Here is a 14,868-nt window from a genome sequence, read left to right as displayed (position 1 = left end):
GCTGTGCGTGGGACGCCTTCGGGCGTGCCGGTTTCCTTGGTTCCCGGTTTACCACCCTGCGTACAGCTGCCACCCCCTTTCGTGTGGTAACGAAAGTGGCAGCTCCTCAAACCTTGGAGCAGCACCATGACTAAAACAGATTCTTCCACCACTTCAGAACTAAAAACCGTCGGCTTCACCCCCTTCCTCTATCGCTCGGACCAACCCCTGTTCCATGTCTGTCGCGGCGTCCCCATCGCCGACGCCCTGGCCCAGGCCTCCGATCTGCTGTTCCTCGCCAAGTCTCTGGCCGTCGATGCCGCCTACGCCCAAGACAGCGACCGCCACGCCTGGGCCGCGCACTACCTGACGACGATGAGCAAAGCGGTGATTGATGATGTGGTGAAGGTATTAACGCGACGGCCTGTTCAACCAAGCAGCAACGCAGGCCAGTGAACGGGTAGGAGCGAACCCGCTCGCGAAGACACCACAGGCGACGGTGAATAGCTGGTTTTTCGCGTTTATCGTTTACGACCTTCGCGAGCAAGCTCGCTCCTGCCATGGATTCGCCGCGTTTCAGCGTACCGGCCAACTCCGCTCAAGCCTCTCGCCCGTCAACACCACTTCATACGTATCCGCAGGCCTCCCCCACTGCTCCACTAGAACCATACGATCCACCACCGCAGCGCCCAACCCTGTAATGGTCTCGGCCAAAGCCTCCACCATTTCTTGAGCCCGCAGCCACAAGCGATCATTGATCGCTTTCAGTTCGGTCGCGATGCGGTCAGGTGATGTGAGGCCTGTATCGGGATAGGTGATGTTGCGCAGCAGGTGCCGCAGCTCCCTGATTTTTGCGTCGTCCCGCTCAGCACCGAGCGCCCCGTTGAGGATGGCTGCAGCGTCCGACAGGTCGACGCGTTTTGCGCCGACAGGTGCTGAAGGTAACGTCTGGGCCATCGCGCCTGCGAAAAGCATGATGATCCGGGCTTCCAGATAGGCCCTCATGGCGTCCATCGACGAGATGGGCCGAACCAGATTGATGGTCGCGCCCCCTTTGTGCCGCAAATCCATGGTCACGGTCAGGGTGACGCCACCTGTTTCAAAGCCCAGGGCACGGGCCACGACGTAGTGGCCCATTTCGTGATGGGCGATCTGCAATGCACGATCCCGTACAGCGGCAGGCAGTTTTGTCGTCATGTCCTTCCCCTCGCACTCTCGACTGCATCAATCCTAGCCGATCTCCACAGACGTTCTTTCGCCCAGAAAAAAGCCGCGCAATGGCGCGGCTTTTCCGAGTCAAACGTCAGACCTTATTTGGGCAACGCATACGCAATCACATAGTCCCCACGATCGGTCGACTGACGCGCACCGCCCACCGTCAGCAGGATGTACTGCTTGCCGGTTTTCGGCGAAACATACGTCATCGGCCCGGACTGACTGCCCACTGGCAGACGCGACTTCCAGATCTCATTGCCGTTGCCGGTATCGAAGGCGCGCAGGTAGAAGTCCTGGGTGCCGGCGAAGAACAGCAGGCCGGACTGGGTCGCGAGCGAAGCGCCGAGGGTCGGCATGCCGATCGGGATCGGCAGGTGCATGCGAATGCCCAACGGGCCGGTGTCTTGCACGGTGCCGACCGGGACTTGCCACATCAGTTTGTGGGTCTTGAGGTCGATGGCGGACATGGTGCCGAACGGTGGTTTCTGGCACGGAATGCCGACCGCCGAAAGGAAGCGTTCGCGCATGGCGCCGAATGGCGTGCCTTCCTGCGGTACCACGCCCATTTCGATGCCGCTGGCCCCGGCGCCGATCTTGGCGCGCGGGATCATGTAGTTGGCCAGGCCCAGGCGCATGTCGTTGACGAACATGTAGTTCGTGTGCGGATCCACCGAGACGCTGCCCCAGTTCATGCCACCCAACGAGCCCGGGAATTGCAGCGCGCGGTCCATACCCGGCGGGGTGTAGACGCCTTCGTGGCGCATGCCCTTGAACTGGATGCGGCACATCAACTGGTCGAACGGCGTGGCGCCCCACATGTCGGATTCGGTCAGGGTCTTGTTGCCGATCGAAGGCATGTCCACCGAGAACGGCTGGGTCGGCGAGTAGCGTTCGCCAGGCACATGGCCCTGGGGTACCGGACGTTCTTCAACGCGCGCAATCGGTACGCCGGTTGCGCGGTTGAGCAGGAAAATCTCGCCCTGTTTGGTGACTTGCGCCAGGGCCGGCTGCATACCGCCCTTATCGTCCGGCACGTCGTACAGCAGCGGTTGTGCCGGCAGGTCGAAGTCCCACAGATCGTGGTGAGTGGTCTGGAAGTGCCAGCGCACCTGACCGGTCTTCACGTCGACGGCGACGATGGAGGAGTTCCACTTGTCGTCGAACTCGGTACGCTGGCCGCCGAAGAAGTCCGGGGTGGCGTTGCCGGTTGGCAAGTAGACCAGGCCGAGCTTGGCGTCGTAGGACATGGCCGACCACACGTTCGGCGTGCCACGGGTATACGTCTCACCCGCTGGCGGGCGTTTGGTGGTGTTCGGGTTGCCCGGATCCCACGCCCACACCAGTTCGCCGCTGCGCACGTCGTAGGCACGGACCACGCCTGGCGGTTCGCCGGTGGAATAGTTGTCGGCCACGCGACCACCGACGATCACCACGTCTCCGGCGACCAATGGCGTCGAGGTCTGCTGGTAGTAACCGGGCTTCACTTCACCCATGTCGGTTTTCAGGTCGACCGTGCCTTGGTTGCCGAACTCTTCGCAAGGCTTGCCGGTTTCGGCATTGATGGCGATCAAACGCGCATCGCCGGTCGGCAGGAACAGACGTTTCGTACAGGCCGTTGGCTGAGCCCCAGCAGGAGCGGGGGCTTCGGAATAGCCCAGGCCACGGCAACGCTGCCAGTTCGGCGCGGAGCCTTGCGGGTCGAACTTCCAGCGCTGGGCGCCGGTGTCGGCATCCAGGGCGAAGACTTTGCCGTAGGCGGTGCAGGTGTAGACCGTGTCACCGATTTGCAGCGGGGTGTTCTGGTCTTCGGCACCGGCGCCGGTGCTTTGCGGGATATCGCCGGTACGGAAGGTCCAGGCCACCTGCAATTTGTCGATGTTGCCCTTGTTGATCTGGTCCAGCGCGGCAAAGCGGTTGCCGGCGGTGGTGTTGCCCCAGTGCGCCCAGTCTTTCTGCTCGGTGCCCGGCGCGACCGGCGTGATGGCTGGTTCGGTGGTGGCCTTGACCACATGGGTCGGCACAAACATGTAGGCCATGGTGGCGACGACACCGACGGCCAGAATACCGGCCAACCCATAGGCGCCACGCCCTGCGGACGCGCCCGAGGCACGCACCAGCGTCGGATAGATCAGCGCCACGACCAGGCCGATCACGGCAAAGGTCAGCACGCGCGAGACCAGCGGCCAATACTCGAGGCCGGCATCCCACACGGCCCAGATCGCGGTCAGGATCAGCGCCAGACCATACAGCCAGGCGCCTGCCGGTTTACGGCGGGCAATCATCAGGCCGGAGACCAGCATCGCCAGGCCCATCAGCAGGAAATACCCGCTGCCACCGAGTGAAATCAGGTAGCCACCACCCCCCGCCAGGCCGAGCCCGATCAGTGCAATCAGGACACCCAGCCCCGCCAGCAACCATTTGCTGCCGGCGGCAGCCCCAGAATTATTCATGTCGGAAATTATCCCCATTTGTGACAAGCGCGGAATAATGTACTACCTAGTTACTTATGGCAAATTGTCGCAGGTGAAAATGGCATGAACGGTAGTAAGCCTAGATCAAGCATCCGCTCCATGAGATGTGGCGGTAACATGCGTGCCCATTGCTCGGTCCCGTTGGAGACAACCTTTGCCTGACACTCGCCCGCCCGTTCTTGATGAAATCGACCGCCAGCTGATCGCGGCCCTGCAGATCAACGCCCGCGAAAGCGTGGCCATGCTTGCCCGGCAACTGGGCATCGCACGCACCACCGTCACTTCGCGTTTGGCACGCCTGGAAAAAGCCAAAGTGATTACCGGTTATGGCGTTCGCCTGGGTCAGCGTGTGGTCGACGGCGGATTGCAGGCGTACGTGGGGATTACCGTGCAGCCGCGCTCCGGCAAAGAAGTGCTGCGACGCCTGAGTGCGATGGCGCAGGTGCAGCAGTTGTGTGCCGTAAGTGGCGAATTTGATTATGTGGCGTGGCTGCGGACCGATTCGCCGGAGCAACTGGACCAATTGCTGGATCAGATCGGCAGTGTCGATGGGGTGGAGAAGACCACGACCTCGATCATCTTGAGCAGCAAGATTGATCGGGGACAGCCGGTTTGAGGTTCCGCCCGTCGTTACTCGTTGTCTGATCGGGCCTCTTCACGGGCAAGCTCGCTCCCACAGTGGACAGTGTGCGCAGCACCATCGTCATAATGATCATTAATCTGGCAAAACGACGACACTTTGCGTCTTATTAACGTGTTCCACGCTCTCTAGAATGGCCGGCATCTTTTCCTATACTCAGACGCGCACCCCGCGTCCGGACGCCAGTAAGGTCAGCCATGAACAAGAACAATCGCCACCCTGCAGACGGTAAAAAACCAGTCACCATTTTCGGCCCGGACTTTCCTTTCGCCTTCGACGACTGGATCGAACACCCGGCCGGGCTGGGCAGCATTCCCGAGCATAACCATGGTGCCGAAGTGGCGATCGTCGGTGCCGGCATCGCCGGACTGGTGGCGGCTTATGAACTGATGAAACTCGGCCTCAAGCCAGTGGTTTACGAAGCGTCGAAGATGGGCGGTCGCCTGCGCTCCCAGACCTTCAACGGCACCGATGGCATCGTCGCCGAACTGGGCGGCATGCGCTTCCCGGTGTCGTCCACCGCGTTCTACCACTATGTCGACAAACTCGGTCTTGAGACCAAACCCTTCCCCAACCCGTTGACGCCGGCCTCGGGCAGCACCGTGATCGACCTGGAAGGCCAAACCCATTACGCACAGAAACTGGCGGATCTTCCTGCACTGTTCCAGGAAGTCGCTGACGCCTGGGCCGATGCATTGGAAGACGGCTCGCGCTTCGGCGAAATCCAGCAGGCCATTCGCGACCGCGACGTGCCACGCCTCAAGGAACTGTGGAATACCCTGGTGCCGCTGTGGGACGACCGCACGTTCTACGACTTCGTCGCCACGTCCAAGGCATTCGCCAAGTTGTCGTTCCATCACCGTGAAGTGTTCGGCCAGGTCGGCTTCGGCACCGGCGGCTGGGACTCGGACTTCCCGAACTCGATGCTGGAAATCTTCCGTGTGGTGATGACCAACTGCGACGACCACCAGCACCTGGTGGTCGGTGGTGTCGAGCAAGTACCGCAAGGGATCTGGCGTCATGTGCCGGAACGTTGCGTGCACTGGCCTGAAGGCACCAGCCTTAAATCGTTGCACCGGGGCGCCCCGCGCTCCGGCGTGAAAAAAATCGCCCACGCCCCCGGCGGCCGTTTTGCGGTGACCGACAACAACGGCGACACCCGCGAATATGCCGCAGTGCTGACCACCTGCCAGAGCTGGCTGCTGACCACCCAGATCGAATGCGACGAAACCCTGTTCTCGCAAAAGATGTGGATGGCCCTGGACCGTACCCGCTACATGCAATCGTCGAAGACCTTCGTGATGGTCGACCGTCCGTTCTGGAAGGACAAGGACCCGGAAACCGGCCGCGACCTGATGAGCATGACCCTAACCGATCGCCTGACCCGTGGCACCTACCTGTTCGACAACGGCGACGACAAGCCGGGGGTGATTTGCCTGTCGTACTCGTGGATGAGCGATGCGCTGAAAATGCTCCCGCACCCGGTGGAAAAACGCGTGAAGCTGGCACTGGATGCGCTGAAAAAGATCTACCCGAAAGTCGACATCGCCGCGCGCATCATCGGCGACCCGATCACCGTGTCCTGGGAAGCCGACCCGCACTTCCTCGGTGCCTTCAAAGGCGCCCTGCCCGGCCACTACCGCTACAACCAGCGCATGTACGCGCACTTCATGCAGGAAGACATGCCGGCAGAACAGCGCGGGATTTTCATTGCCGGTGACGATGTTTCGTGGACGCCGGCCTGGGTCGAAGGCGCCGTGCAGACGTCGCTCAACGCGGTATGGGGCATCATGAAACACTTCGGCGGTGCAACTCACGCCGAGAATCCGGGTCCAGGTGATGTGTTCAACGAGATCGGACCGATCGCCCTGCCCGAGTAAGAGGAATCCGAAATGCGCGTAGCCCTTTACCAATGTCCACCGTTGCCCCTGGATGTCGCGGGCAACCTGCAACGCTTGCACCAGCTTGCGCTGGAGGCCAAAGGCGCCGATGTGCTGGTGCTGCCGGAGATGTTCCTGACCGGCTACAACATCGGCGTCGATGCCGTCCGCGTGCTGGCGGAGGTGTACAACGGTGAGTCGGCGCAACAGGTCGCGCGCATCGCCAAGGCGGCCGGGATCGCCATTTTGTATGGCTATCCCGAACGCACCGAGGACGGGCAGATCTACAACGCCGTGCAGTTGATTGATGCCAATGGCGAACGCCTGTGCAACTACCGCAAGACGCACCTGTTCGGCGACCTCGACCGCTCGATGTTCAGCCCCGGCACTGACGATTTTCCGGTCGTTGAACTCAACGGCTGGAAGCTCGGCTTTCTGATCTGCTACGACCTGGAGTTCCCCGAAAATGCCCGGCGCCTGGCTCTCGAAGGCGCCGAGCTGATCCTGGTGCCGACGGCGAACATGATTCCCTTCGATTTCATCGCGGACGTCACCGTCCGCGCCCGCGCTTTCGAAAACCAGTGTTACGTGGCCTACGCCAACTACTGCGGGCACGAAGGCGACATCCACTACTGCGGCCAGAGCAGCATCGCCGAACCGGACGGCAGCCGCATCGCCCAGGCCGGCCTTGATGAGGCATTGATCGTCGGTGAGCTGGATCGTCAGTTGATGGTCGATTCCCGTGCCGCCAATCGCTACCTCCTCGATCGCCGCCCCGAGCTTTACGGCGCGCTGAACAAGCGCTAATCCGCTAGCATTGGCACTTCACTGTTCTGGAAGTGCCCATGCCTGCGCTGAATCACCCTCGCCCCCCTTCTGAAACCCTGGCCAACGGTCTGCGGGTGACGCTGCGTCATGCGCCGGATTTGAAGCGCTGCGCAGCGGCGTTGCGAGTCGCCGCGGGCAGCCACGATGTGCCGCTGGCCTGGCCCGGCCTGGCGCACTTTCTCGAGCATCTGCTGTTTCTGCACACCGAGCGTTTTCCTGCGGACCAGGGGTTGATGGCCTACGTCCAGGGTCATGGTGGGCAGGTCAACGCGCGCACCAATGAACGCACCACCGACTACTTCTTCGAGTTGCCGACGCAGGCATTGGCCGGTGGGTTGGAGCGTCTGTCGGACATGCTCGCTCACCCGCGCATGAATCCGGATGATCAGCAGCGCGAAAGAGAAGTGCTGCAGGCCGAGTTTGTCGCCTGGTCCCAGGACGTCACGGCCCAACAGCAATTGGCGCTGTTCAACGGGCTGAGTGAAACGCACCCATTGCGCGGCTTTCACGCCGGTAACCGCGACAGCCTTCCGCTATTGCAGCCGGAGTTTCAGCACGCCTTGCAGGATTTTCATCAGCGCTTTTATCAAGCCGGACAGATGACGCTGAGCCTGGCGGGGCCGCAAAGTCTGGAAGAGTTGAAAGCGCTGGCCCAGGCTTTCGCTGACGCCATACCCGCAGGCGAAGCGATCACCCAACAAGCGCCTGCGCCGCTGATGAGCACTGCCGACAACAGTTATCAACAGGTGGACGCCCATCGCCTGCATCAGTTGTTCGCCCTCGAAGCACTGCCCGACTCATCGGCTGACGCATTGGCGTTCCTGTGCCATTGGCTCAACAGCGCCAAGCCCGGCGGGCTGCTGGCCGGTTTACGCGATCGGGGCTGGGCCACCCACCTGAAAGCGGCGCCGCTGTATCAATTCGCTGGGCAAGCCTTGCTGCATATTGAATTCACGCTGAGTACCGGTGCGCCTTCAACGGCGATTCGCGAGCAGTTGCTGGATTGGCTGGGCTTTTTCGCCCGGCAAGACTGGAACGCCTTGAGCACCGAATACACGACCCTGCTGCAACGCCAGCAGCAAATCAGCACAGCCCTGCAACTGGCCCGACTGGACAGCGAACAACTCGAAGCCGGGTTATCCGAACAGGGGGCGACGGCCCTCAGGCAAGTGCTGAATCAAATCGGCGCTGTGGATAACTTCAGCGGTCAATGGCAATTGCCGACACCCAATCCCTTCCTGCGCTCCGATGCACCGGCCCCCAACGCGGGCCTGATTCGTGGCCAGACCAGCGTTCACCGTGGCCTGCGCACCTTTGCCCAGGATCGCTCGCGCACTCGTCGCGAACGCTCGCCCATGCAGTTCAGCCAGGCGTTGTCGGACAGCGGTGCACAAGGGGCGGTGTATCTGCGTTGGCGTCTTGATGCGGCACCCGGCACTCTCCTGCAATCGGGGCTGGACAATTATCTGCAACCATTGCGCGAAGAGGCGCGGCAGGCGGGTGTGGATGTCTCGTTCAACGCCTCGGGCAATGAATGGTTGCTGAAGATGACCGGACTGCAGGAGCCGATGCCCGTTGTACTGGAGCATGTGCTGAAAGCGCTGGCGAAACCTGAAATCGACGGTTCGCAGGATGAATCAGCGTTGATGCCCATTCGGCAGCTGCTCAAGGCGCTGCCCGGTTGCTGCCTCGAACCGTGCGCACGCTCGGATGACCTGCAACAACTCTGGTCAGGCGCCCGCTGGGATGGCCTGGCGATAGGCCTGTCGGCACAGACCCAAGCGGCCATGGGCCTGGCATTGAGCCGCATCCCCGGCACGCCGGACAGTCAGCTGACACCGCCGCCATCGAGCCAGTGGCAATCTCTGTGGAGCACCATCGATACCGGCACCAGCGAACACGCGTTGCTGCTGTTCTGCCCATCCGCGAGCGAAGCGATCGCTGACGAAGCCGCGTGGCGCCTGCTGGCACACGTCTGCCAGACGCCGTTCTACCAGCGCCTGCGGGTGGAATTGCAACTCGGCTATGCGGTGTTCAGTGCCTTGCGCCAGATGCACGGGCAGACCGGACTGCTATTCGGTGTGCAATCGCCAAGTGTCGAGCCAGTCGAACTGCTGCAACACATCGAGCAGTTCCTGGACGGGTTACCGCCGATGATCCGAGACATCGATGACGAGAGCTTCATCGCCCTGCGCCAGACCCTGGCCGACCAATTCGCCAGTACGGTATTGCCCGACGCCCAAGCGGCCGAACTGCTGTGGCAAGGCAAACTGGCGGGCCGCTCGTCGGATTATCTGAGTCAACTGCCCCAGGCAATTCTGCTGGTTGATCGACCGACACTCATCGCCGCTGCCCAACGCCTGAAACAGGCCGAAGGCGGCTGGCGCTGCCTGTCCAACGGGAGTTGCCCCGGTTCGCCCTGGCAAGTGACAAAATGATCGTTACTGAGGCCGCAATTAACTTTCTCGAACATTTGCGGCCAATTATTGTGAAATTTTAAGTAACATAGCTGCCTAACTATCTGAACATCTCCCGTTGGAGGTGGACTATATGTATAGATCTCAACTGTCCCATCACCTGAAGGAGCGCTCCCATGTCCTGGTCCAAACCTGCTTACACCGACCTGCGTATCGGCTTTGAAGTCACCATGTACTTCGCCAGCCGTTGAGTCCTGCCGCCAGGCAGAACATGCGGTCCAACGCCTCGGTTTGCCGAGGCGTTTTTATTTTCAGCTGTTGAATGATTGGAGCCTCCATGTTTGTCCAGATCCTGGGATCCGCCGCTGGCGGCGGTTTCCCCCAATGGAACTGCAACTGCGCGAACTGCGCAGGTTTTCGCGACGGTAGCCTGAATGCCAGGGCGCGCACCCAATCGTCGATCGCGATTTCCGATGACGGGGTCAATTGGGTGCTGTGCAACACTTCGCCGGACATCCGCGCCCAACTTCAGGGTTTCGCGCCGATGCAACCCGGCCGCGCCCTGCGTGATACCGGGATCGGCGCGATCATTCTGATGGACAGCCAGATCGACCACACCACCGGCCTGCTCATGCTGCGTGAAGGGTGTCCGCATCAGGTCTGGTGCACGGACATGGTCCACGAAGACCTGAGCAGCGGTTTCCCGCTGTTCAACATGCTGACCCACTGGAATGGCGGCCTGACCTGGAACCGCATCGAACTCGATCAGAGCTTCAGCGTCCCGGCCTGCCCCAACCTGCGCTTCACCCCGCTGCCGCTGCGCAGTGCCGCGCCGCCCTACTCGCCCCATCGCTTCGACCCGCACCCGGGGGACAACATCGGCCTGATCGTTGAAGACATCAACACGGGCGGCAAACTGTTCTACGCACCGGGCCTGGGCAAGGTCGATGCGCCGTTGCTGGAGATCATGGCCGGCAGCGATTGCCTGCTGGTGGACGGCACGCTGTGGGACGACGACGAAATGCAGCGCCGTGGCGTCGGCACCCGCACCGGGCGGGAGATGGGTCACCTGGCGCAGAATGGCCCCGGCGGCATGCTCGAAGTACTGGAGCAACTGCCCACGCAGCGTAAAGTCCTTATCCACATCAACAACACCAACCCGATTCTCGATGAGGATTCGCCGCAGCGCGCGGAACTGGATCGGCGCCAGGTTGAAGTGGCGTATGACGGCATGAGTATTGTGCTGTAGCGGATGGCCTCATCGCTGGCGAGCCAGCTCCCACGGGTTTGATGTGCACCACAAAACATTGTGGGAGCTGGCTTGTCGGGTCGCCGCATCGCAGCGATGACATCCGACCAGACACCACAGAATCAAATGGTTGTTCCCGGAGAACAGACATGACTGAAACGCCAATGTCCCCCAGCGAATTCGAAGCCGCCCTGCGCGCCAAGGGGGCCTACTACCACATCCATCACCCGTACCACGTGGCGATGTATGAAGGCCGGGCGACCCGCGAGCAGATTCAGGGCTGGGTCGCCAATCGCTTTTATTATCAGGTGAACATCCCGCTCAAGGACGCCGCCATTCTGGCCAACTGCCCGGACCGCGAAATCCGCCGTGAGTGGATTCAACGCCTGCTCGACCATGACGGTGCGCCCGGCGAGGACGGCGGCATCGAAGCCTGGCTGCGCCTCGGTCAGGCTGTCGGCCTCGACCCGGATCAACTGCGTTCCCAGGAACTGGTGCTGCCCGGCGTGCGTTTTGCCGTGGATGCCTACGTCAACTTCGCCCGCCGCGCCAGTTGGCAGGAAGCCGCCAGCAGCTCGCTGACCGAACTGTTCGCGCCGCAGATCCACCAGTCGCGCCTGGACAGCTGGCCGCAGCATTACCCGTGGATCGACCCGGCCGGCTACGAGTATTTCCGCACGCGCCTGGGTCAGGCGCGACGCGATGTCGAGCACGGCTTGGCCATCACCTTGCAGCACTACACAACGCGCGAAGGCCAGGAGCGCATGCTGGAAATTCTCCAGTTCAAACTGGACATTCTTTGGAGCATGCTCGATGCCATGAGCATGGCTTACGAACTCAAGCGTCCGCCGTATCACAGCGTGACCGAACAACGGGTCTGGCATAAAGGAATCACCTTATGAGTTTCGATCGCAGCAAGACCCCGACCTGGCGGCCCGGCTACCGCTTCCAGTACGAACCGGCGCAGAAAGGCCACGTACTGCTGTACCCCGAAGGCATGATCAAACTCAATGAAAGCGCCGCGCTGATCGGTGGCTTGATCGATGGTCAGCGCGATGTCGCGGCGATCATCAATGAGCTCGACAAGCAGTTCCCCGGCGTGCCCGAGCTCGGTGACGACATCGAGCAATTCATGGAGGTTGCCCGTGCGCAGCACTGGATCGAACTTGCCTGAGTCGTCGGTGCAAGTACCGCCCACACCCGAAATCGGCCTGCCGCTGTGGCTGCTGGCCGAGCTGACCTACCGCTGCCCGCTGCAATGCCCGTACTGCTCGAACCCTCTCGACTTCGCCGAACAAGGCAAGGAGCTGAGCACCGAGCAGTGGATCAAGGTGTTTCGCGAGGCGCGGGAGATGGGCGCGGCGCAACTGGGCTTTTCCGGCGGCGAACCGCTGGTGCGCCAGGACCTCGCCGAGCTGATTGCCGAGGCGCGCAAGCTGGGCTTCTACACCAACCTGATCACCTCCGGCATCGGTCTGACCGAGCAGAAGATCAGCGACTTCAAAAAGGCCGGTCTCGATCACATCCAGATCAGCTTCCAGGCCAGCGACGAGCAGGTGAACAACCTGCTGGCCGGGTCGAAAAAGGCCTTCGCGCAGAAGCTCGAAATGGCCCGCGCGGTGAAGGCCCACGGTTATCCAATGGTGCTCAACTTCGTGACCCATCGGCACAACATCGACCAGATCGACCGCATCATCGAGCTGTGCATTGCGCTGGAAGCGGACTTCGTCGAACTCGCCACGTGCCAGTTCTACGGCTGGGCACAGCTCAACCGCGTCGGCCTGTTGCCGACCAAAGAGCAACTGGTACGCGCCGAACGCATCACCAACGAATACCGGGCAAAACTCGAAGCCGAAGGTCATCCGTGCAAGCTGATTTTCGTCACCCCGGACTATTACGAAGAACGCCCGAAAGCCTGCATGAACGGCTGGGGCAGTATTTTTCTGACGGTCACCCCGGACGGAACCGCACTGCCCTGTCACGGCGCCCGACAGCTGCCGGTGCAATTTCCCAACGTGCGCGACCACAGCATGCAGCACATCTGGTACGACTCGTTCGGCTTCAACCGCTTTCGCGGCTACGACTGGATGCCTGAGCCCTGCCGCTCCTGCGACGAGAAAGAAAAGGACTTCGGCGGCTGTCGCTGCCAGGCGTTCATGCTCACCGGTGATGCGAGCAACGCCGACCCGGTGTGCAGCAAATCGCCACATCATGGCGTGATCCTCCAGGCCCGCGAAGAAGCCGGGCACGCCACCCAGACCATTGACCAACTGGCCTTTCGCAATGAACGAAACTCACGCCTCATCGCCAAAAGCTGAACCCTTCAGCGCGGCCAACGCCGTCGCCGCCGGTATCGACTTTGCCGAGCTACAGGCCGGCGCCAACGGTCTGTTCTGGAACGAATACCGCCCGGAAGATGGCGCCTGCCGAATCTGGCACTGGCGCGATGGCACGGCGAAATGTCTGACGCCACCAGGGTTCAGTGTTCGCAGTCGGGTGTACGAATATGGCGGTGGTGCGTTTTGTCTGACTGACGACGGCGTCGTTTTCGTCAACGAGGCCGACCAGCAGCTGTATCGGCAATCGCTGCTGGATGAGTCGCCCGAATTGCTGACATCAGGGGAGTGCCGTTATGGCGATCTTCAGTTCGCCAAGGGTCAAGTGCTGGCGGTAGAAGAGAACCGCGACCGACATCGCCTGGTGGCGATTGATCTGGCGGACGGCGGACGGCATTTGCTGGCCGAGGGTGCGGACTTTTACGCGGCACCAACGCTGAGCCCGGATGCCCGTCGCCTGGCCTGGGTCGAGTGGAATCGCCCGCATCAGCCCTGGACGGCGACGCGCCTGATGGTCGCCGAACGCCAGCGCGATGGCGGGTTTGCACCGCCCCGTTGCGTCGCCGGTGACGGCGCTCAAGAGTCCCTGCAACAACCACGATTTGACGACAGCGGGCGCTTGTTTTGCCTGACCGATCGCGGTGGTTTCTGGCAACCCTGGGGGGAATCCACCGAGGGGTTGAGCCCGTTACCCAGTGTCGCTGCCGATCATGGCCCCGCGCCCTGGCAACTCGGTGGCTGCACCTGGCTGCCGCTGGGCGAGGCCGATTATCTGGCCACTTGGACGCAAGAAGGTTTTGGCCGATTGGCGGTGTGTGGCGACAACAACGAGGACTTCACGGGCGAATACAGCCGCTTCCGTCATCTCGCTGTGGATAACCAGTTCATCTACGGCATCGCGGCATCGCCGATCAGTTCGTCAGCGGTGATCGCCATCGACCGCCAGACCCGCGAGGTGAAGAAGCTCGCCGGCGGCATCACACCGCTACCTGCCGAGCAGATCAGCCTTCCACAAACCCTGCGTTACCCGAGTGGTTCGGGCGAGGCTCACGGCTTCTTCTACCCGGCGATGACGGGCGAGGCCAAACCGCCGCTGGTGGTGTTCATCCACGGTGGCCCGACATCGGCGTGCTACCCGATGCTCGATCCGCGCATTCAGTACTGGGCGCAACGGGGTTTCGCCGTGGCCGATCTCAACTACCGCGGCAGCAGCGGCTATGGGCGAGCCTATCGCCAGGCCCTGCATTTGAGCTGGGGCGACGTCGACGTCGAAGACGCTTGCGCAGTGACCAGTCACCTCGCCGAACATGGATTGATCGACGGCGACAGAGCGTTCATCCGTGGCGGCAGTGCCGGCGGTTACACCACGCTGTGCGCACTGGCGTTCCACAAGGTCTTCCGCGCCGGCGCCAGCCTCTACGGGGTCAGCGATCCTGTCGCCCTGGGCCGGGCGACCCACAAGTTCGAGGGGGATTATCTGGACTGGCTGATCGGTGATCCGGTGCAAGACGCCGAGCGCTATGCCGCACGGACGCCATTACTGCATGCGGGCAACATCAGCGTGCCCGTGATCTTCTTTCAGGGCGAACTGGATGCGGTGGTGGTGCCGGAGCAAACCCGCGAGATGGTCACAGCGCTGCAGAACAACGGCATTGCCGTCGAAGCCCATTACTACGCGGACGAACGTCATGGCTTTCGCAAGGCCGGCAATCAGGCCCATGCGCTGGAACAGGAGTGGTTGTTTTATCGAAAGGTGATGGAGCAGGTGGGCTGAACACAGCAATCAATAAAGATCCCAAGTGCCCCATTCGCGAGCAGGCTCGCTCCCCTGTGGGAGCGAGCCTGCTCGCGAA

Annotated in this window: 13 protein-coding genes; 11 read left to right on the top strand and 2 right to left on the bottom strand. The window is 61.8% G+C overall.

Annotated elements, in window-relative coordinates; all coding sequences use genetic code 11:
- Positions 1-126 precede the first annotated feature (126 nt).
- Positions 127-435, top strand: coding sequence for a DUF3077 domain-containing protein (locus JQF37_RS26890; protein ID WP_130209592.1), 309 nt, complete (start codon positions 127-129; stop codon positions 433-435).
- Between the two features lie 120 nt (positions 436-555).
- Here the strand turns inward: JQF37_RS26890 and JQF37_RS26885 are convergent, their stop codons facing one another.
- On the bottom strand, positions 556-1,176 hold the full coding sequence (locus JQF37_RS26885) for a peptidase M41 (RefSeq protein WP_130209594.1): 621 nt from the start codon (positions 1,174-1,176) through the stop codon (positions 556-558).
- A 113-nt stretch (positions 1,177-1,289) separates the two neighbouring features.
- The gene (locus tag JQF37_RS26880; RefSeq protein WP_130209596.1) at positions 1,290-3,644 is read right to left on the bottom strand and encodes a glucose/quinate/shikimate family membrane-bound PQQ-dependent dehydrogenase; all 2,355 of its coding nucleotides are present in this window, start codon (positions 3,642-3,644) and stop codon (positions 1,290-1,292) included.
- A 175-nt stretch (positions 3,645-3,819) separates the two neighbouring features.
- Between JQF37_RS26880 and JQF37_RS26875 the strand changes: the two genes are divergently transcribed.
- The 10 genes from JQF37_RS26875 (at position 3,820) to JQF37_RS26830 (ending at position 14,789) form a co-directional block, all read left to right on the top strand.
- Positions 3,820-4,281, top strand: a complete 462-nt coding sequence (locus tag JQF37_RS26875; RefSeq protein ID WP_007980298.1) for an Lrp/AsnC family transcriptional regulator — start codon at positions 3,820-3,822, stop codon at positions 4,279-4,281.
- 221 nt (positions 4,282-4,502) lie between these two features.
- Complete coding sequence (locus tag JQF37_RS26870) at positions 4,503-6,185, top strand: NAD(P)/FAD-dependent oxidoreductase (RefSeq protein WP_047534184.1); 1,683 nt, start codon at positions 4,503-4,505, stop codon at positions 6,183-6,185.
- Between the two features lie 12 nt (positions 6,186-6,197).
- Positions 6,198-6,992 carry a carbon-nitrogen hydrolase family protein gene (locus tag JQF37_RS26865; RefSeq protein WP_130209598.1) on the top strand — a complete coding sequence of 265 codons (795 nt, stop codon included), beginning with the start codon at positions 6,198-6,200 and terminating at the stop codon, positions 6,990-6,992.
- A gap of 38 nt (positions 6,993-7,030) precedes the next feature.
- Positions 7,031-9,451, top strand: coding sequence for a pyrroloquinoline quinone biosynthesis protein PqqF (gene pqqF / locus JQF37_RS26860; protein WP_130209600.1), 2,421 nt, complete (start codon positions 7,031-7,033; stop codon positions 9,449-9,451).
- 155 nt (positions 9,452-9,606) lie between these two features.
- Positions 9,607-9,681, top strand: a complete 75-nt coding sequence (gene pqqA, locus JQF37_RS26855) for a pyrroloquinoline quinone precursor peptide PqqA (RefSeq protein ID WP_009045898.1) — start codon at positions 9,607-9,609, stop codon at positions 9,679-9,681.
- An 86-nt stretch (positions 9,682-9,767) separates the two neighbouring features.
- Complete coding sequence (gene pqqB, locus JQF37_RS26850) at positions 9,768-10,679, top strand: pyrroloquinoline quinone biosynthesis protein PqqB (RefSeq protein WP_130209602.1); 912 nt, start codon at positions 9,768-9,770, stop codon at positions 10,677-10,679.
- A 149-nt stretch (positions 10,680-10,828) separates the two neighbouring features.
- On the top strand, positions 10,829-11,581 hold the full coding sequence (gene pqqC / locus JQF37_RS26845; RefSeq protein WP_130209604.1) for a pyrroloquinoline-quinone synthase PqqC: 753 nt from the start codon (positions 10,829-10,831) through the stop codon (positions 11,579-11,581).
- Positions 11,578-11,853, top strand: coding sequence for a pyrroloquinoline quinone biosynthesis peptide chaperone PqqD (pqqD, locus tag JQF37_RS26840; protein WP_021784513.1), 276 nt, complete (start codon positions 11,578-11,580; stop codon positions 11,851-11,853). The genes pqqC and pqqD overlap by 4 nt, the downstream gene beginning before the upstream one ends.
- Complete coding sequence (gene pqqE, locus JQF37_RS26835; protein WP_130209606.1) at positions 11,825-12,997, top strand: pyrroloquinoline quinone biosynthesis protein PqqE; 1,173 nt, start codon at positions 11,825-11,827, stop codon at positions 12,995-12,997. The genes pqqD and pqqE overlap by 29 nt, the downstream gene beginning before the upstream one ends.
- Positions 12,963-14,789, top strand: a complete 1,827-nt coding sequence (locus JQF37_RS26830; RefSeq protein ID WP_130209608.1) for a S9 family peptidase — start codon at positions 12,963-12,965, stop codon at positions 14,787-14,789. Before pqqE ends, JQF37_RS26830 begins: the two co-directional genes overlap by 35 nt.
- Positions 14,790-14,868 lie beyond the last annotated feature (79 nt).

Source organism: Pseudomonas sp. MIL9 (assembly GCF_016887925.1).
Lineage (GTDB): Bacteria > Pseudomonadota > Gammaproteobacteria > Pseudomonadales > Pseudomonadaceae > Aquipseudomonas > Aquipseudomonas mohnii.
Note: the sequence above shows the minus strand (reverse complement) of the source record. Positions and strands in the feature narration are given on the sequence as shown.

Excerpts from the sequence above, each read along its gene's own strand:
- JQF37_RS26890 (WP_130209592.1), top strand. The coding sequence starts at position 127 with ATGACTAAAACAGATTCTTCCACCACTTCAGAACTAAAAACCGTCGGC.
- JQF37_RS26885 (WP_130209594.1), bottom strand. The coding sequence starts at position 1,176 with ATGACGACAAAACTGCCTGCCGCTGTACGGGATCGTGCATTGCAGATC.
- JQF37_RS26880 (WP_130209596.1), bottom strand. The coding sequence starts at position 3,644 with ATGAATAATTCTGGGGCTGCCGCCGGCAGCAAATGGTTGCTGGCGGGG.
- JQF37_RS26870 (WP_047534184.1), top strand. The coding sequence starts at position 4,503 with ATGAACAAGAACAATCGCCACCCTGCAGACGGTAAAAAACCAGTCACC.
- JQF37_RS26865 (WP_130209598.1), top strand. The coding sequence starts at position 6,198 with ATGCGCGTAGCCCTTTACCAATGTCCACCGTTGCCCCTGGATGTCGCG.
- pqqF (WP_130209600.1), top strand. The coding sequence starts at position 7,031 with ATGCCTGCGCTGAATCACCCTCGCCCCCCTTCTGAAACCCTGGCCAAC.
- pqqB (WP_130209602.1), top strand. The coding sequence starts at position 9,768 with ATGTTTGTCCAGATCCTGGGATCCGCCGCTGGCGGCGGTTTCCCCCAA.
- pqqC (WP_130209604.1), top strand. The coding sequence starts at position 10,829 with ATGACTGAAACGCCAATGTCCCCCAGCGAATTCGAAGCCGCCCTGCGC.
- pqqD (WP_021784513.1), top strand. The coding sequence starts at position 11,578 with ATGAGTTTCGATCGCAGCAAGACCCCGACCTGGCGGCCCGGCTACCGC.
- JQF37_RS26830 (WP_130209608.1), top strand. The coding sequence starts at position 12,963 with ATGAACGAAACTCACGCCTCATCGCCAAAAGCTGAACCCTTCAGCGCG.